The sequence below is a fragment of the Frateuria sp. genome, from assembly GCF_035943815.1.
Classification (GTDB): domain Bacteria; phylum Pseudomonadota; class Gammaproteobacteria; order Xanthomonadales; family Rhodanobacteraceae; genus Frateuria_A.
Genome location: NZ_DASZBU010000004.1, coordinates 42,485 through 59,381, shown reverse-complemented (window position 1 = coordinate 59,381; position 16,897 = coordinate 42,485). Strand labels below are relative to the sequence as shown.

General features: G+C 63.4%; 16 protein-coding genes. 6 read left to right on the top strand and 10 right to left on the bottom strand.

The window, feature by feature from the left end; all coding sequences use genetic code 11:
* The first annotated feature begins 93 nt into the window (after window positions 1-93).
* A complete protein-coding gene (locus VGU65_RS01520; protein ID WP_327472395.1) occupies window positions 94-582 on the top strand; it encodes a dihydrofolate reductase in 489 nt (162 codons plus the stop codon).
* Between the two features lie 6 nt (window positions 583-588).
* Window positions 589-1,002, top strand: coding sequence for a (deoxy)nucleoside triphosphate pyrophosphohydrolase (locus tag VGU65_RS01515; protein WP_327472394.1), 414 nt, complete (start codon window positions 589-591; stop codon window positions 1,000-1,002).
* Window positions 1,003-1,062: 60 nt separating this feature from the next.
* Here the strand turns inward: VGU65_RS01515 and coaE are convergent, their stop codons facing one another.
* The 4 genes from coaE to pilB form a co-directional block, all read right to left on the bottom strand.
* A complete protein-coding gene (coaE, locus tag VGU65_RS01510) occupies window positions 1,063-1,686 on the bottom strand; it encodes a dephospho-CoA kinase (RefSeq protein WP_327472393.1) in 624 nt (207 codons plus the stop codon).
* Complete coding sequence (locus VGU65_RS01505; protein WP_327472392.1) at window positions 1,683-2,540, bottom strand: prepilin peptidase; 858 nt, start codon at window positions 2,538-2,540, stop codon at window positions 1,683-1,685. The genes coaE and VGU65_RS01505 overlap by 4 nt, the downstream gene beginning before the upstream one ends.
* A 166-nt stretch (window positions 2,541-2,706) precedes the next feature.
* A complete protein-coding gene (locus tag VGU65_RS01500) occupies window positions 2,707-3,975 on the bottom strand; it encodes a type II secretion system F family protein (protein ID WP_327472391.1) in 1,269 nt (422 codons plus the stop codon).
* 178 nt (window positions 3,976-4,153) lie between these two features.
* Window positions 4,154-5,878, bottom strand: a complete 1,725-nt coding sequence (gene pilB, locus VGU65_RS01495; RefSeq protein ID WP_327472390.1) for a type IV-A pilus assembly ATPase PilB — start codon at window positions 5,876-5,878, stop codon at window positions 4,154-4,156.
* Window positions 5,879-6,154: 276 nt separating this feature from the next.
* Here pilB and VGU65_RS01490 point away from each other — a divergent pair, with 276 nt between their 5' ends.
* Genes VGU65_RS01490 through galE form a run of 4 tightly spaced genes read left to right on the top strand, consistent with a single transcriptional unit; the run spans window position 6,155 to window position 9,946 of the window.
* Entirely contained in the window at window positions 6,155-7,009 is an 855-nt protein-coding gene (locus VGU65_RS01490) for a glycosyltransferase family 2 protein (protein WP_327472389.1), read from the top strand.
* A 3-nt stretch (window positions 7,010-7,012) separates the two neighbouring features.
* On the top strand, window positions 7,013-7,750 hold the full coding sequence (locus VGU65_RS01485; protein WP_327472388.1) for a methyltransferase domain-containing protein: 738 nt from the start codon (window positions 7,013-7,015) through the stop codon (window positions 7,748-7,750).
* Window positions 7,740-8,969 (top strand): glycosyltransferase, encoded by a 1,230-nt coding sequence (locus tag VGU65_RS01480; protein WP_327472387.1) that lies wholly within the window; start codon window positions 7,740-7,742, stop codon window positions 8,967-8,969. Before VGU65_RS01485 ends, VGU65_RS01480 begins: the two co-directional genes overlap by 11 nt.
* Window positions 8,969-9,946 (top strand): UDP-glucose 4-epimerase GalE, encoded by a 978-nt coding sequence (gene galE / locus VGU65_RS01475; protein ID WP_327472386.1) that lies wholly within the window; start codon window positions 8,969-8,971, stop codon window positions 9,944-9,946. Before VGU65_RS01480 ends, galE begins: the two co-directional genes overlap by 1 nt.
* Here the strand turns inward: galE and VGU65_RS01470 are convergent.
* The 6 genes from VGU65_RS01470 to VGU65_RS01445 form a co-directional block, all read right to left on the bottom strand.
* Window positions 9,940-11,067: a glycosyltransferase family 4 protein gene (locus tag VGU65_RS01470; RefSeq protein ID WP_327472385.1), complete on the bottom strand. Its 1,128-nt coding sequence runs from the start codon at window positions 11,065-11,067 to the stop codon at window positions 9,940-9,942. The two genes, galE and VGU65_RS01470, sit on opposite strands and share 7 nt — an antisense overlap.
* A 2-nt stretch (window positions 11,068-11,069) precedes the next feature.
* Entirely contained in the window at window positions 11,070-12,164 is a 1,095-nt protein-coding gene (gene glf / locus VGU65_RS01465; protein WP_327472384.1) for a UDP-galactopyranose mutase, read from the bottom strand.
* A 19-nt stretch (window positions 12,165-12,183) separates the two neighbouring features.
* Window positions 12,184-13,212 carry a glycosyltransferase family 2 protein gene (locus VGU65_RS01460; protein WP_327472383.1) on the bottom strand — a complete coding sequence of 343 codons (1,029 nt, stop codon included), beginning with the start codon at window positions 13,210-13,212 and terminating at the stop codon, window positions 12,184-12,186.
* Window positions 13,209-14,363 carry a glycosyltransferase gene (locus tag VGU65_RS01455; protein ID WP_327472382.1) on the bottom strand — a complete coding sequence of 385 codons (1,155 nt, stop codon included), beginning with the start codon at window positions 14,361-14,363 and terminating at the stop codon, window positions 13,209-13,211. The genes VGU65_RS01460 and VGU65_RS01455 overlap by 4 nt, the downstream gene beginning before the upstream one ends.
* 36 nt (window positions 14,364-14,399) lie before the next feature.
* Complete coding sequence (locus VGU65_RS01450; RefSeq protein ID WP_327472381.1) at window positions 14,400-15,089, bottom strand: class I SAM-dependent methyltransferase; 690 nt, start codon at window positions 15,087-15,089, stop codon at window positions 14,400-14,402.
* Between the two features lie 69 nt (window positions 15,090-15,158).
* The gene (locus VGU65_RS01445; protein WP_327472380.1) at window positions 15,159-16,892 is read right to left on the bottom strand and encodes an ABC transporter ATP-binding protein; all 1,734 of its coding nucleotides are present in this window, start codon (window positions 16,890-16,892) and stop codon (window positions 15,159-15,161) included.
* Between the last annotated feature and the right edge of the window lie 5 nt (window positions 16,893-16,897).

Sequence of the window (16,897 nt, the reverse complement as noted above, 5' to 3'; positions counted from 1 at the left end):
TCTCGTTGAATGGCTACAATGCGAAGGATCATGGCTGGCGGTCCTTGCCGCTGCATGTGCCGGTAGCACCACCCAACCCTTCCTGGAGCCCCGATGTCCATTTCGCTGATCGCCGCACTGGATGAGAACTTCGCCATCGGCCGCAAGGGGCAACTGCCCTGGCACTTGCCGGACGACCTGCGCTGGTTCAAGCAATTGACGCTCGGCAAGTACGTGCTGATGGGCTACAACACCGCGGTGGCGATTGGCCGGGCCTTGCCCGACCGGCACAACCTGGTGCTCTCGCGCCGGCACGAGGCGCCGTTCCCCGGCCAGGTCGCCGTGCGCTCGCTCGAGGAGGCCCAGGCTCGCGCCGGCGGCACCGGGCTGATGGTCATCGGCGGCGGCCAGGTCTACGCCGCAGCGCTGCCGCACGCCCGGCGCATGTACCTGACCTGGGTCAGCGCGGCGGTCGAGGGCGCCGACACGTTCTTCCCCGGCGTGCACCTGCGCGACTGGACCGAGGTCTCGCGCACGCACCACAAGGCAGACGCGGAGCACGAGTACAGCTTTGACATGGTCGAGTACGTGCGCGAATCCTGATCGCCGATGGCCATCATGCACGTGGTGGCCGGCGTGCTCCTCGACACGGCCGGGCGTGTGTTGCTCGCGCAGCGGCCGACCGGCAAGCATCTGGCTGGGATGTGGGAGTTTCCCGGCGGCAAGCTGGAATCCGGGGAAGCACCGCAGGCCGGGCTGGCTCGCGAGCTGCACGAAGAGCTGGATATCCGGGTCGAGCCGTCCGGCATCGCTCCGCTGACCCGGGTGCCGTGGAGCTACGGCGAGCGCGAGTTGCTGCTGGATGCCTGGTGGGTCCATGCCTGGCAGGGCGCGCCGCGATCCGTGGAAGGCCAGGCCCTGCAATGGCGGCACCCGCGCGATATCGAGCCTGCCCAGCTGGCGCCGGCGGACCGGGAAATCCTGCGTGCCGTTGCCCTGAGTAGTCGCCCGCAACGCGTCTAGCGCGGTGGCGCAACCGGAGCGATCGTGGGGGCGGCGCGCATGCCGCCGTGACCGCGCTGGCTACTGCCCGTGCCCGGCCGCCAGGGCCAGGTACCGCCGGTGCAGCGCCTGCACGTGCGCTTCCAGGGCCGCCTCGCTGCCGCTGTTGTCGATGATGTCGTCGGCCAGCGCCAGCCGCTCGGCCCGGCTGGCCTGGTGGACCAGCATGCGCTCGGCGAGCGGGCGGTCGATGCCGTCGCGTGCGCAGAGCCGCTCGATCTGCACCGCTTCGGTCACGTCCACGAGCAGGATGCGATCCAGCCAGCGGTAGTGCGCGATGTTTTCAGCCAGCAGGGGAATGGCGAGCAGGCAGTAGGGCGCCGTTTCGGCGATCGCTCGCTGATGCAGCCATTCGCGCACGCGCGGGTGGACGATGGCCTCGAGCTGCCGCTTGGCCGCCGCATCGGCGAACACGCGGCGGCGCATGGCGGGGCGGTCAAGGCGCCCTGCCGCATCCAGCACTTGCGCGCCGAAGGCGGCGACGATGGCCGCCAGGCCCTCGCTGCCGGGCTCGACCACCGCGCGCGCGGCCACGTCCGCATCGTGGACCGGCACGCCGAGCGCTTCGAAACGGCGGGCGACGGCAGTCTTGCCGGCCGCGATACCGCCGGTGAGACCGACTGCATAGGCCCGCCGCCGGTTCATCGCAATCCGGTCAAGTGAAGGTAACCGCGAAGCAGCGGCTCGCCGGCGACGAACCAGATCCACCCCGCCATCGCGATGAACGGGCCGAAAGGCATCGGCATCTCGCGCTCGTGCTTGCGCAGCAGGATCAAGGTACCGCCGAGCAGCGCTCCCACCAGCGAGGAGAGCAGGATCACCGGCAGCAACGCACCCGGTCCCATCCAGGCACCCAGTGCGGCGAGCAACTTGAAGTCGCCGTAGCCCATGCCTTCCTTGCCGGTGAGCAGCTTGAACAGCCAGTACACGCTCCACAGGCTGAGATAGCCCAGGACAGCGCCCAGGATCGCCGACGCCGGCAGCACGAACATCGGCAACAACGAGAGCAGCAGCCCGAGCCACAGCAGGGGCAGGGTAAGCTGATCCGGCAGCAGCTGCGTGCGCAGGTCGATGCCCGCCATGGCGATCAGCATCCAGGTGAAAACCAGGCCTGCCAGGGCGGTCCAGCCTGGCCCGAACTTCCACACCACCAACAGGCTGAGCACGCCCGAAAGCAATTCCACCAGCGGATACTGCGCCGAGATCGGTGCGCGGCAGTAGCGGCAGCGCCCGCGCAGCAGCAGCCAGCCGAACAGCGGAATGTTGTCGGCCACCGACAGCGGGTGCTTGCAATGCGGGCAGTGCGATGGCTCGCGCACGATGCCCGGTGGGAGCGGCTGATCGGGCGTTGCCAGCTCGAGTTCCTCTTGCGCCTCGCGTCGCCATTGCGCTTCCAGCCGCGCGGGCAGGCGCAGGATCACCACGTTGAGGAAACTGCCCACCAGCAGGCCCAGTACGCCGGCGAAGGCAAGCCACAGCCAGAGTGGAAGTTCGAGCATGTGCGTCGGATCCAAGCAGTTGTTGCAGCGACGGGGCGGCGGCAAACGGGCCGCGGGACGCGGCGCCAAGCCGGCCGGTCTCCCGCTCTCCGGAACGGAGAGCCTAGCCACCCCGAACACGAAAAAGGCCCCCCTCCCTGCGGAGAGGGGCCTGCATTGCCGAAGATTACACCGTGCCGGCCAGCTTGAAGATCGGCAGGTACAGCGATATCACCATGCCGCCCACCAGCACGCCCAGGATCACCATGATCAGTGGCTCGAGCAGGGTGGAGAGCGTGTCGACCGCGGTGTTGACCTCTTCCTCGTAGAACTCGGCGACCTTGAACAGCATGTTGTCCAGCGCGCCGGACTCCTCGCCGATGGCGGTCATCTGCACCACCATGTTGGGAAACAGGCCGGTCTGCCGCATCGACAGCTGCAACTGGTGGCCGACCGCGATGTCGTCACGCATCTGCCGCACCGCATCGCCGTAGACCACGCTGCCGGTGGCGCCGGCGACCGCGTCCAGCGCCTCCACCAGCGGCACGCCGGCGCGGAAGGTGACGCCTAGCGTGCGCGCGAAACGGGCGATCGCCGACTGGCGCAGGATGTTGCCCATGACCGGCAGCTTGAGCATCAGCCGGTCCAGGAAGTGGGCGAACTTCACCGAGCGCTTCTTGGCCATCACGACGGCCACGATGCTGCCGATGATCAGGCCGATCACCAGCCACCAGTAGCTCTGCATGAACTTCGAAGCGGAGATCACGATCTGCGTCGGCGCGGGCAGCTCGGCGCCCGCGTCCTTGAAGGTCTGCTGGAACACCGGCACCACGAACAGCAGCAGGATCATGCTCACCAGCAGCGCCACCGCCAGCACCATCACGGGGTAGAACAGCGCTTTCTTGATCTTGCTCTTGATGCCTTCCATCCGCTCCTTGTAGGTGGCCACGGTGTCCAGCACCGTGTCCAGCACGCCCGCCGATTCGCCGGCGCGCACCAGGTTGCGGTAAAGCTCGTCGAACTGCACCGGATACTTGCCCAGCGCCTCGTGCAGCGAGGCGCCGCCCTCGATGCCCTGCTTGACGTCCGTGATCATGTTCTTGAAGCGGATGTTCTTCTGGCCGCCGGCGATGATCTCGAAGGACTGCACCATGGGCACGCCCGAGGCCATCATGGTGGCGATCTGGCGGCTGAAGATGGCCACGTCGCGCGGTTTGACCGTGCTGCCGGTGGCACCGAACAGCGGCTTGCCGCGCTCGCGCACGGTCTGCGGATTCATGCCCTGGCGACGCAGCTCGGCCTTGACCAGCGAGGCGTTCTTCGCCGGCATCTCGCCCTTCATGCGCTTGCCGCGCTTGTCCAGCGCGACCCAGTCGTAGACGGTCAGCTTGCTGACTTCGGCGCGCTGGGCGCCCAGGTCGCGCGCGTTCTTGGCGAGTGCGTTAGCCGTAGCCATGCCCGATTCCCCCGGTGGTTCGTTCCGCGGCCGCCGCCTGCGCGGCGGACCGTTTGTGCAGCTTATGCCAAATCTGGCCAGTTATTTCGTGGCCCCCCGCGCAACTTCGCGCTTTCCGGCGTTGTTCCGAAGCGAGCGCCACGCGCGAATGATCTCTCGTGTACGCCGCTATCCGTGCTCAATCCTTGGTGACGCGATCGATCTCGGCCAGGCTGGTCACCCCGTTCTTGGCCTTCTTCAGCGCCGAGGCACGCAGGTCGTTGATGCCGGCCTGACGCGCCACTTCGGCGATCTGCAGCGCGTTGCCGCCCTGCAGGATGATCTTCTGGATGTCTTCCAGCATCGGCATCACCTGGTAGATGCCCACGCGGCCCTTGTAGCCCTCGTTGCAATGCTCGCAGCCGACCGGCTCGTACAGCGTCAGCCCCTCGTCGATCTCCTGCTGGCTGAAGCCGGCGGCCAGCAGCGCGTGCGGCGGAAGGTTCTGCGGCTTCTTGCAGTCGTGCAGGCGGCGGGCCAGGCGCTGGGCGATCACCAGGGTCACCGAGGAGGTGATGTTGTACGGCGCGATGCCCATGTTCATCAGGCGCGCGACGGTCTGCGGCGCGTCGTTGGTGTGCAGCGTGGAAAGCACCATGTGGCCGGTCTGCGCGGCCTTGATCGCGATCTCGGCCGTTTCCAGGTCGCGGATTTCGCCGACCATGATCACGTCCGGATCCTGGCGCAGGAACGAGCGCAGCGCCGCGGCGAAGGTCATGCCGCGCTTGACGTTCTGCTGCACCTGGTTGATGCCTTCGACGCGGATTTCGACCGGGTCCTCGACCGTGGAGATGTTGCGCTCGGGGGTGTTGAGAATGTTGAGCGCGGTATACAGCGACACGGTCTTGCCCGAGCCGGTCGGGCCGGTCACCAGCACCATGCCGTAGGGCTTGTGGATGGCGTCCAGGTAGAGCTTCTTCTGGTCTTCCTCGTAGCCGAGCTTGTCGATGCCGAGCTTGGCCGAGGAGCTGTCCAGGATACGCAGCACGATCTTTTCGCCGAACAGCGTGGGCAGCGTGCTCACGCGGAAGTCCATCGAGCGGCTCTTGGAGAGGTTGAGCTTGATGCGTCCGTCCTGTGGCACGCGGCGCTCGGCGATGTCCAGGCCGGCCATCACCTTCAGGCGCGAGGAGATGCGGCTGGCCATCTTCATCGGCGGGTTGGCCACCGGGCGCAGCATGCCGTCCATGCGCAGGCGCACGCGGTAGTTGGTTTCGAAGGGCTCGAAATGGATGTCCGAGGCGCCGCGGCGGATCGCATCGACCAGCACCTTGTTGACGAACTTCACCACGGGGGCGTCGTCGCCCCCGGTAGCGTCGATGCCGGTGGTGGCCTCGCCGTCCTCGTCGCCGGCTTCCAGCGAGAGTTCGTCGAACTCGTCGTGGCCCATGTCGGGCATGGTCGCGTTGGCGCTCGCAAGCGCTCCGTCGATGGCGCGCGCAAGTTGCCCGCGCTCGACCAGGATCGGTTCCACCATGCAATTGGAGTGGAACTTGATCTCGTCCAGCGCATGCGACTGCATCGGATCGGCGATGCCCACGAACAGGCGCTTGCCGCGCTTGAACAGCGGCAGCGCCTGGTGCTTGGTCATCAGCGCCTCGCTGATGAGGTTGAGCGGCATCGACGCGGGGGCGATGGCGCTCACATCCATCATCGGCATGCCGAACTCGGCCGAGGCGATCTGGGTGAGCTTGGCGCTTTCGACCAAGCCGTGGTCCAGCAGCCAGACGGCCAGCGAGACTTTCTGCTGGGCCGAATCGGTGACCGCCTTGCGGACGTCGGCCTCCGGCAGCATGCCCTCGGACACCAGGCGACGCGCCATGCCGGTAAGACCCGCGAGCGACGGTTGCAATTGGGATGACATGATAGATTTTGGCCTTAAGCCCCCTTATTGACAGGGAATTTACCCTAGAAAGGCAGCGCGGTCATCTGCTGTCGGGAGCCCGCGGCGGCCGACCTGGGAAGCCGCCAAGGCCATCACGAAAGAGCGATCCGCATAGGTTCCCGCAAGGGCGGATGACCTTGCAGTGGCGGGGTACCGGACACCGCTGCAGCCCGTGTCTTTGCCCGCAAGCATGAACCTCGACCGCCTTCGCCGTGATCGCCCGCGTTATGATCGCCCGATACCTGGGGGAACCTCTTGGCGCACCTGAGCATCATCCTGCCCGCGAAGAACGAAGCGGCCGCCCTGGCCGGCCTGCTGCCGCTGCTGCGCGCCGCGCAACCGGAGGCGGAAATCCTCGTCGTCGACGACGGCTCGACCGACGCCACCCGCGCCATCTGCGCCGAGCACGGCGTCAGCTGCCTGTCCTCGCCCTACTCGATGGGCAACGGCGCGGCGATCAAGCGCGGCTCGCGCGCCGCCAGGGGCGAGTGGCTGGTGTTCATGGACGGCGACGGGCAGCACGACCCGGCCGACATCGCGCGCCTGCTCGCCAAGCTGGAGGAGGGCTACGACATGGCCATCGGCGCCCGTGACTGGGGCAGCCAGGCCGGCGTGGGCCGCGGCCTGGCCAACACCTTCTACAACTGGCTCGCCACGCGCATGACCGGCCACCCGGTGCTCGACCTCACCTCCGGCTTCCGCGCCGTGCGCGCGGAGAAGTTCCGCGAGTTCCTGCACCTGCTGCCCAACGGCTTCTCCTACCCCACCACCAGCACGATGGCTTTCTTCCGCAGCGCCTACCCGGTCGCCTACGTACCGATCAAGGCAGCCCAGCGCGTGGGCAAAAGCCACATCCGCCCGCTGCGCGACGGGCTGAGGTTCCTGCTGATCATCTTCAAGATCGCGACGCTGTATTCGCCGCTCAAACTGTTTGCGCCGGCGAGTGTGGTGTTTTTTTTGCTTGGGTGCCTGAACTACCTGTGGACCTACCATCACTATGGCCGCCTGACCAACGGCAGCACGCTCTTGTGGAGCGCCGCGGTGATTGTGTTCCTGATCGGACTGGTATCCGAGCAGATCACCGCCCTGACCTATCGCCGCACGGAGTAGTGCATGCGCGCAAGGCAATTGCGTCGGCTTGCATCCCACATCCGCAAATGGCCATTGCATCCCCAATGGCTGCTCGCCATCAGCGATGAGCAAAGTGATCTGGACGAAGCGCTCAGGCCCTTGCGGGGAACGATCGCGGACGTCGGTTGCGCCGATCGCCATATCGCCCGCCGCCTTCACCCCGAAGCCCTCTACGTGGGTTTGGATTACCCATCCACGGCGGTGGGCATGTACCGCACGCGCCCGGACGTTTTCGGCGACGCAAGGCACCTGCCGATAGGTAGTGCGTCAGCAGATGCCGTCATTCTGAAGGATGTCCTGGAACATGTCGCGCAGCCCGAACTGGCGCTGGCGGAAGCCGCGCGCGTCTTGCGCGCAGGCGGAACCTTGGTCTTATGGATGCCGTTCCTTTATCCGATACACGACGCGCCGCACGACTTCCAGCGCTATACCGGCCACGCCATGGCAACCTATCTTGGCAGACAGGGGTTTGCGATAAGGTCGTGCAAACCCGTACTCAAACCCATCGAGACGGCGGCGCTCATGGTGGCGTTGGCGCTGGGTGATGCTGTGGAAAGCATCTTCCAGCGCCGACCTTGGTTGGTGCCCCTGACTCCGGTGCTCGCCGTGCTGGTCTTGTTTGCCAATCTCGCGGGCAAGGCGCTTTCATGGCTGCCATCGAGCAGCTTCATGCCGGCTTTTTACCGGGTGTCGGCCGAACGGGTAGAGCATGGTTCCTGAAATGCAGCAGGAAAGATCGGAGCGTCCCGGCCTCCTTGTATTGGCATCAACCTACCCGCGCTGGAAGGGAGACCCAGAGCCCGCTTTCGTACATGAACTCTGTCGTCGCCTGGCGAAGCGGTTCGAAGTTTACGCGGTAGTCCCCGATGCGCCAGGGGCGGATCCGAGCGGAATGTTCGAAGATGTGCATGTGATCCGTTACCGCTATGCCCCCCGGCGTCTCCAGACGCTAGTGAACAACGGTGGCATCGCGGCGAATCTGAAGCGCAACCGTTGGAAGTGGTTGTTGTTGCCTTTCTTCGTGCTGGCGCAGTTCCTCGAGGCTCGACGGCTACTCCGCCGAAGGCGGGTTGACATGGTGCACGCACACTGGCTGCTTCCACAGGGCATGGTCGCCCGCTGGCTGGGGCGGCCCTATCTCGTGACCTCGCACGGTGGTGACCTATTCGGCCTTCGCGGTCGTCTTTTGGCGGTATCGAAGCGCAAGGTGGCCGCCTCGTCGGCAGGCATGACCGTGGTCAGCCGCGCGATGCAGGATGAGGCATCGGCCCAACGCATATGCGCTCCATCAATGGCTGTCGTACCCATGGGAGTTGACCTGCTGGGACGCTTCGTTCCCACGGACGAACCGCGTTCGTCCGACGAACTGTTGTTCGTGGGCAGACTGGTGGCAAAAAAGGGGCTGCGCTTCCTGCTGCAGGCGATGCCGGGCATCATTGCGCGGCGCGCTAGCGTGCGGCTGCGTATCGCGGGCTTCGGGCCGGAGGAACAAGCGCTGCGCGAACAGGCGCAGGCGCTGGGATTGGCCAATCACGTGTCGTTCGAAGGCGCAGTCCCACAGGACAGGCTGCCCGCAATGTATCGTCGGGCCGCGCTGTTCGTCGCGCCGTTCGTGCGTGACAGTTCCGGCGATCAGGAAGGATTGCCCGTGGCTCTGATGGAGGCAGTGGGTTGCGGCTGTCCGGTAATCGCAGGCGACGTACCGGGACTGGCCGATCTGCTTGGCGAAATGGCGGCGCAGGTTTGCGTGGATCCGAAAGACACGGCGGCGCTGGCCGACGCCGTGTTGCAATCGCTCGAACATCCGGAACAGGCGCGAGCCCGTGCGGATCGCATCCGCACGAACGCGATGGCGTGGATCGACTGGGAAACCGTGGCCGAGCGCTATGGCGACCTGCTCATGAGCTGTATTTCGGCATCGGAAAAAGAGGGTCGCTGATGTCCCGCATCCTGGTCTGCGGTGGGGCCGGCTACATCGGCTCGCATATGGTCAAGTTGCTGCTCGAGCAAGGCAGCGAAGTGACCGTATTCGACAACCTGTCCACGGGTCACCGCGCCGCTGTCGGCGCGGCAGAGCTGGTAGTAGGAGATATCCGAGATCGTGCGGCGCTGTCCGGCCTGTTTCAACGACGATCGTTCGACGCAGTCATGCATTTCTGCGCCTCGTCGATCGTGGCCGAGTCCGTAAGCGATCCCTACGCGTACTACGACAACAACGTCAGCGGCGCGTTGAGCTTGCTGGATGCGGTGCGGACTGCCGGCGTGGGGCGCTTTATTTTTTCGTCGACAGCGGCCGTGTACGGGGTGCCCGAACAGGACCTCATCGAGGAACATCATCCCACCCGACCCATCAATCCTTATGGTGCCAGCAAGCTGATGGTCGAGCGGATGCTGGCAGACGCGGCCAGCGCCTACGGGCTGTGTTCCGTCGCATTGCGCTACTTCAACGCGGCAGGCGCCGATCCCGAAGGCGAGCTTGGCGAGTCGCACCGGCCCGAGACGCATCTGATACCAAACGTCCTGCAAAGCGCGTTGGGGCAAGCTACGCAACTGCAGGTATTTGGCACGGACTACGACACGGTCGACGGCAGCTGCGTGCGCGATTACATCCACGTCGCGGACTTGGCCGAAGCACACCTGAAGGCGCTTGCCTTTCTCGATAAGCATCCGGGCGCACACCACTTCAATCTGGGCAGCGGATCAGGCCACAGCGTGCTGCAGGTGATCGAAGCGGCGCGGCAGGTTACGGGCCGGCCGATTCCCGCAGCCATTCGGCCACGCCGCCCCGGCGACCCGCCCGTATTGGTGGCCAGCAATCGGCGTGCGCTGGCGTCGCTAGGCTGGCAGCCACGCCGATCGGAATTGCGGGAGATCGTTGCCAGCGCGTGGCGCTGGCATTGTGATCCGCGCTACTGATCTGCGGTGGCAGCAGACACCAGTGAGCGAAGCTGAGGCTCGATGTCGGCTAGTAGCTCACGCCAGTCCATGATCGGGATCTGAGCTACGACGGGGGATGCCAACTGGCCTTCGATCCGCCTCGCAAGTTCGGTGGCATCGCCTGGCCGGTAGAGACAGGCGGGCATGTTCGCCAGCAATTCGCCCATGGCACCCACATTGGCGGCAGCTACGGGCAGGCGGCAGGCCAGCATCTCGTAGGCCTTTTGCGGGAAGCAGTAGCGACCAAAGGCTGTGTCCAGCACGCAGATGGCACCCACGTCCAAGGCACCGAACAATTGGGCCACCTTGTCATGGGCAAGCGCGCCCAGGTAATGAACTCGGGGACCGGTGGGGGGAGGCAGTGCCTTCTCGTGCGGACCAGCCAACACCAGGTGGACGTCCGGGTGCGCATCTTGCAGCTGCGTCCATGCCGCGTACAGGGCCGCCACGCCTTTGTCCCGATACAGTCCACCCGCCGTGCCGACCAGCTTGGCGTCCAGCGGCAGCCCAAGCGCCTGGCGGCATGAGCGCTGATCTCGCGGATGGAATACGGTCTTGTCGACCGAGCTCGGCATCGCCAGCACCCTGCCACGGGGGCGGTACACTTCTTCCACGAAGCGCCTTAATGGATCGCTTGTGGTCAGTACCAGCGCCGCACTCCGCACTGCGCGGCGAAGCATGCCCACCATTCCCGGGATACGCGCCTGCCCGAAACCCTCGAAGTTGTCGTACAGGTCAGCCACGAAGGGCGCATGCAGGCGCCCTGCCAGCCAGGCGCCCAACGCCACCTGCGGGATGTCGGACGCACCAATCACCAAGTCAGGAGCAAACGCCCGTAACCTTCGCAGCGTTCGCGCGGGATGGCCGAACAGGCCGAACCCAAGGTGTCCCAACGAACGCGACTCCCAGTGCAGCGCCCCCGGTGCAGCTTCATGTTCCCAACGCCCGGAAGCAGCGCCCTGCCGGTAATCCAGACAAATAGCCTCGACGGTATGCCCGAGCTGGGCCAGCTGGCGAGGGATCTCGTACAGGCGCGCATAGCGGTCAAGGATCACGTCCTTGCCCATGTAGCGACGCTTGCACACGAACGCGATGCGCATCCTCAATCCAGCAGGCGCTTGGCGGCGGCCAGCGCCGCGCCTACGACCTGGTCCATGTTGTAGTAACGGTACTGCGCAAGCCGCCCGACGAAGGTGACGTTGCGCTCGGCCTTGGCCAGTTCTTCGTAGCGCTTGAAGAGTGCTTCGTTTTCGGCGCGCGGAATGGGGTAGTAGGGTTCGCCTTCGGCCTGCGGATATTCGCGCACGATGGAGGTTCCCGAGTGCGTCTGCCCGGTCAGATGCTTGAACTCGGTGATGCGGGTATAGGCGTGGTCGTTGGGGTAGTTGACCGTGCCGGTTTCCTGGTACTGGGTCACGCCGGCCAGATGCTCGTGTTCGAAGCGAAGCGAACGGTAGGGCAGGGGGCCGAAGCAGTACCGGAAGTAGGCGTCGATCGGCCCGGTATAGACCACGTGCGCGGCCTGCATGTTGTCACGGAGGTCTTCGAAGTCCACGCCCAGCGCCACCGTGATGTTCGGATGGTCAAGCATGGCCTCGAACATCTTTGTGTAGCCGAACTTGGGCATTGCCTGGAAGGTATCGGTGAAATACCGATCATCGGTATTGGTACGCACCGGAATCCGCGCGGCGACCCCGGCCTTCAACTGTGAAGGATCGAGGCCCCACTGCTTGCGCGTGTAGTTCAGGAAAAACTTTTCGTACAGGTCGCGGCCCACGCTGTTGAGCACCACGTCTTCGCTGGTGAGCACAGGATCCCTGGGCTCGCGCATCCGCTCGAGAAAGGCTTCCGCACCCGCGTCGTCGAGGTCCAAGCCATAGAGTTGGTTGAGCGTGTCCCTGTTGATCGGGAAAGGGTAGGTCCGACCCTCTACCACGCCGCGCACCCGATGTTCGTAGGGGCGCCACTCTGTGAAGCGGGAAAGGTACTCGAAGATCCGCTCGCCGTTGGTATGGAAGATGTGTGGCCCGTAGCGGTGTACCAGCACGCCATCGGCGTCCAGTTCGTCATATGCGTTGCCTGCGACGTGCGGGCGCTTGTCGATGACATGGGCGCGACGATCGGCGTCAGCTAACTCGCGAGCTACCACGCTGCCAGCGAAACCGGCGCCGACGACGAGAATGGTTTGCTGGCTCATGAGCGACGAGCGGAGACGATCATGCGCTTAGGCCGAGGCGACGCAGCACGGCAAATGGCTTAGAGCTGTAGTCGAGTTTCATGGCGGCCAGGGCAGAGAGGTCAATTAGCGTGCGTGCGCCCCCGCGCAAGGCGGAGGCGCGGTAGGCGTTTAGCATGCCCATCCCAAGCGGAGCCGCGCGAATGCAGGCACGAATCCACTGTGAAGCAATGACGCGTCGCGCTTCTGGAGACTCGTACAGAGCGGCCAGTTTGGTCAACCAGGCTTCAATGCCACGAAGATCTTCGACGTGGAGAATCGAGTGTGGTGCGCGGATCAGGTTATGAAGCCGTTGTTCGTCTTCCGTCGCATGTATGCCCATGGCTCGCAGCGTCTCCATGCGGATCACACGCGTCACCGCCTCCATGGGGGTGCGCTGTGCTTGAGTTGCCTGATGCGGATGCCGCCTGTAGCGGAACAGCACTTCGGGCACATTCGCGAGCCGGAAATCAACCATCGCGCGCGCGAATAGATCGTAGTCCTCCGCGAGCCGGTAAGCTTCACGATAGCGGTAACGATCGAACACTTCGCGCCTAGCCATGACCGCTGGATGGCAAATCGAGTTCTGGAAAAGCATTGACGCACGCAGGCCGATTTCTGTGTGGGGCCAGCGTACGGCCCGAGGGATGCCTTTGCCGAACTCCACGAACCAACTGCCGCAAAGGTCGATACCGGTTTCGCGAAGGAAGCTTAATTGTCGGGAAAAACGTGTCGGCATGCAGATGTCGTCAGCGTCCATGCGCGCGACGAAACTGCCTCGTGCGGTGTCGAGAGCGCGGTTCAAGCTCGCGACGATGCCGAGATTCCGCTCGTTGCGTAGCAGTATCAGCGCCGAGTGATGTTTCTGCGCCTGTTCGATGATGGTGGCGCTTTGATCAGTCGATCCATCGTCTACTATGAGAATTTCGAACGGTTCGTCGAGCTGTTGCCGGACGATGCTGTCGAGTGCTGATCGTAGCCAACGGGCGCCGTTGTAGACGGGGACGACTACCGACAAGGTGATGGTCATGGCGACGTGACCACCTCGTGCGCACTGGTGTTTCGGATCAAATTGCCGAGCAGCGATTCCCATTGCGGAACAATTGTTTCAGGCGAATAGGCATCGGCCTTGCGCTTTCCTCGCTCTGCGTAAGTGGCTCGCAGAGCTGGATTGGTAAGCAAGCGGGTTATCGCACTCTCCAAGGCGGTTTCGTCGTCCGCCGGCACGAGAATGCCGGTTTCGCCATCGTCCAAGATCTCGCGGGGGCCCGCTGGACATGCCATTGCGGCAACCGGTAGGCCGGCCTGCAGCGCTTCAATTAGTACCAGCGGCAATCCTTCGTACAGCGAGCAGAGAGCGAAAACGGTCGCCGCACTCAACCAAGGCTGGGGATTGGACACATGGCCAGGCAAGAAGATCGAATCCGACACGCGCAGTGCCGCCGCGAGTGCCTGGAGGCGTACGCGTTCCGGTCCTTCGCCCAGAATGACCAGATGATGTGGGGCACCTTTGTTGCGCAGAGATGCGTGGATTCGGATGAGCCGGTCATACGCCTTCTGCGCCGAGAGCCGGCCGATGGAGAGCACGACCGGCTGGGAGAAAACATGGGCGGGCGGGGTAGCGGTGACAGCAGCTGATCGGCCGACCTCATGGAAGTTGTCGATGATATGCCACTGCGCGGACGGGGGCTGGCCGTCTAAGGCGCGCTCCAACGAATCTCGTGCACCCCGCGAGGGAAACACGATGTGGGTCAGGCGCCTGTAGATCCAGAGACTGAGCTTCCTGCTGAACTGCGGGACGAATTGCGAGTGTTCGTCGAAAGCGATGTGCATCCAAGAAACGAAGGGTCTCTTTGCTATGCGGGCGGCCAGGTAACCGTAGTTGGTAGCTGCCAAGTCTAGCCCGGCGAGTACCAGATGATATTCGCGCGCTAGGCGCGCCAGGCGTAGAGGCAGTAGCACCCGCTTCAGACGGCGATCGGCGTGCAGGGAAATAAACCGAAGCCGCGAAAAATTTTCGCGATAGTCGGAGTGCTCGTTGCGGTCGAATAGCAGCGCTATGTCGACGACCCACCCTCGCCGAGTGAGTTGATCAGCCAGACGCATGTTCATCAAGTGACCGCCGCCCGCCGCGGCATCCGGTAGGACGAGCAAGACGCGATAGGGAAGGGAATGGGGCATTGGAATCGGGTAAGCGTCGGGGCGGGAACAGGCTCGTTAGTCTTGCTTCGTGGCTTCTAAGGTCATTGTCTCGAGCGCGAGAAAACCCGATGGCATCCGGCCCTCATTTTCCAGGTGGCGCAACTCCGGAGTGCTGCTCTCGGTAATCCGGCATGGTGTGATGTCCGCAAAACCACATTGATTTAGTGAGGCGGCAAGGGTTTTTCGAGCATAGATGAACTGGTGGCCCCAGTCGCGGAAGAAATTGTTTATGACGAAGGTTGGGTCCCCGTCCGGTGCGAAGCTCGCGAACTGGTCAACCGACCAGGCGATATAGGCATTTTGCAGCTCGGTTCGATCGTGTCTGCCAAGAGCCATTACGCGCTCCAGATCCGGTGTCGAGATGCGTATTTTTCCGCCTTTTTTCAGCACACGATAGCATTCGCTCAACATGTTCAGCCCATCCAGGTAATGGATGTGTTCGATCATGTGCTCGCTGAATATGTAATCGAACGAACCGTCGTCAAATGGAAACGGCTTTGTGGCATCCAAGCGCAAGACGTGATCGGACGTGGATGATAGGTCGGCATTGAGGAAGCCTGCGATAAGATGTGTGCCACATCCGACGTGTAACCTGCGTAGCTTGTGCGTGGCGAAATAAGTTGCCACGATCTTCGCGTCCGTTCGGAGCAAGGAACGCTTCAGGTCGACCGCGGCCGCACGTACGCTTCGGTAGAGAGCTGTCAATGCTCTATGCAGACGTGACTTATGAATCGTATACGTCATGAGGTTGTGCGATGTCCGGTAGCGGTGTGTCTAATGGGGCACGCGGGGATTGCCGTCTTTATGAATTGAGAGGACGCGATCGCAATCGTTCAATGAAGTTTCTTTGTGCGCAATGATGATGATGGTCTTGCTGGCTGACAACTGGCGTATGGCCGAATTCAATTCGACCTCGGTTTGCGGATCGAGTGCACTGGTAGCCTCGTCGAAAAGCAGAACCGTCGGATCCCGGTAAAGCGCACGAGCGATGCCGATGCGTTGGCGCTGGCCGCCGGAAAGCCGGATGCCGCGGTCGCCGACCTGAGTGTCGTAGCCCTGCGGCAACTCGCCGACCACGAATTCGTGGATCTGTGCGGCACGGGCAGCGCGTTTGACGGCGGCCATGTCGATGGCCTTCCGGGGAACGCCAAAAGCGATGTTTTCGGTGACGGTGGCGTCCGAGAGATAGATATGCTGCGGCACGTAGCCGATGGTGCGTTGCCAGTCAGCCGCGTTGTCGGCAGTAATGGGCACGCCGTCCACGCTCATCACGCCCTCCTGCGGGTTCAGTAGGCCGAGCAAGATGTCCATCAACGTACTTTTGCCGGCACCGCTCTTGCCTATGATCCCGACGCTGCTGTTGGCTGGAATAACCAGATCGAAACCGTCAAAAATCCACTTCTCCGGGGCCGAGGGATAGGCATAACGAATACGACCTAACCGGATTTCCCGATGCAGGGACAGGGCGTTGCCCGGCTTGGCGGTTGGCTCCTTAGGTAGGTCCAGATCCCGGGCGATGGAATCCAGATGGGGCGAGGCGAAGCGCAATTTGGCCAAGCCCCGGTACATGATCTGGGCGGAGGGCAGCATCCGGTAGGCCGCGAAGCCGTACAGGCCAAGTGCTGGCAGCACGTGAGCGATGTCGTTGCTCCTCAACAGCAGCACCAGGGCGATGACTATCAGCCCGGTATAGCCCGTGGCCTCAACGAGATATAGAGGCGACTGAGCCAGAGTTTCGTTGGTGGCGACGTGCCGCGAGAACAAATGAGAGGCGCGCTCGAAGTGACCGAGATAGGCTTTGGTCGCGTGCGTGATTTTTACGTCCTTGATACCGCCTAACGCTTCGTTGCAGGCCTGGTACCGCTGCCCGTCCGCCGCCTGGCGCTCCTTGCCAATATGCGCCAGGCGTTTACGCACCAGCACGTAGATGGTGCCGTACAGCACTGCCAGCGTGGCCATAATGCAGATCGCCGTCAGAGCGTCGTAGCAGAAGATTAGCAGCGTCATCGCCAGCAGCACGGCTCCCTGGGCTAGCAGCTGTGATAGAGGCTGAACTAGCTCGAACAGCAATTGGTCGACTTCGGAAAGTACGTTTTTGGCGAGGATCGACGGGTTATGGACGAGGAAGAACTCGTAGGGTTGCTCGAGGTAGCGAGATAGCAAGCGCGTGCTGATGGAATGTCGTTCCATGTGCACGAAGCGATTCAGCACATGCAGCGTGACTGTCTTGAACAGCGATGAGGCAATGACGAGTGCGATGGAAGCGAAGCCAAGCAGAAAGATGAACTGGCGCGTATCGGTCAGCCCCAATCTGCGATAGAGGTCTAGTAGCAACGGCGTCTCATGGATGATCGCCGGTCTTCCCAGGACCGAAAGAAACGGCATGATGGACAGCACACTGGCGGTTTCCGCCATGGCCATCAGCACGACGAGCACGAGCATCCGTATCGCCTTGCGCCGCTCGGCAGGTGTGAAGATGGTCCAGATCTTTTTGAGAGTGCTGAGCATTGCCA

Bases quoted from the DNA above. Each gene is read 5' to 3' on its own strand.
- VGU65_RS01520 (WP_327472395.1), top strand. From the start codon at position 94: ATGTCCATTTCGCTGATCGCCGCACTGGATGAGAACTTCGCCATCGGC.
- VGU65_RS01515 (WP_327472394.1), top strand. From the start codon at position 589: ATGGCCATCATGCACGTGGTGGCCGGCGTGCTCCTCGACACGGCCGGG.
- coaE (WP_327472393.1), bottom strand. From the start codon at position 1,686: ATGAACCGGCGGCGGGCCTATGCAGTCGGTCTCACCGGCGGTATCGCG.
- VGU65_RS01505 (WP_327472392.1), bottom strand. From the start codon at position 2,540: ATGCTCGAACTTCCACTCTGGCTGTGGCTTGCCTTCGCCGGCGTACTG.
- VGU65_RS01500 (WP_327472391.1), bottom strand. From the start codon at position 3,975: ATGGCTACGGCTAACGCACTCGCCAAGAACGCGCGCGACCTGGGCGCC.
- pilB (WP_327472390.1), bottom strand. From the start codon at position 5,878: ATGTCATCCCAATTGCAACCGTCGCTCGCGGGTCTTACCGGCATGGCG.
- VGU65_RS01485 (WP_327472388.1), top strand. From the start codon at position 7,013: ATGCGCGCAAGGCAATTGCGTCGGCTTGCATCCCACATCCGCAAATGG.
- VGU65_RS01480 (WP_327472387.1), top strand. From the start codon at position 7,740: ATGGTTCCTGAAATGCAGCAGGAAAGATCGGAGCGTCCCGGCCTCCTT.
- galE (WP_327472386.1), top strand. From the start codon at position 8,969: ATGTCCCGCATCCTGGTCTGCGGTGGGGCCGGCTACATCGGCTCGCAT.
- VGU65_RS01470 (WP_327472385.1), bottom strand. From the start codon at position 11,067: ATGCGCATCGCGTTCGTGTGCAAGCGTCGCTACATGGGCAAGGACGTG.
- glf (WP_327472384.1), bottom strand. From the start codon at position 12,164: ATGAGCCAGCAAACCATTCTCGTCGTCGGCGCCGGTTTCGCTGGCAGC.
- VGU65_RS01460 (WP_327472383.1), bottom strand. From the start codon at position 13,212: ATGACCATCACCTTGTCGGTAGTCGTCCCCGTCTACAACGGCGCCCGT.
- VGU65_RS01455 (WP_327472382.1), bottom strand. From the start codon at position 14,363: ATGCCCCATTCCCTTCCCTATCGCGTCTTGCTCGTCCTACCGGATGCC.
- VGU65_RS01445 (WP_327472380.1), bottom strand. From the start codon at position 16,892: ATGCTCAGCACTCTCAAAAAGATCTGGACCATCTTCACACCTGCCGAG.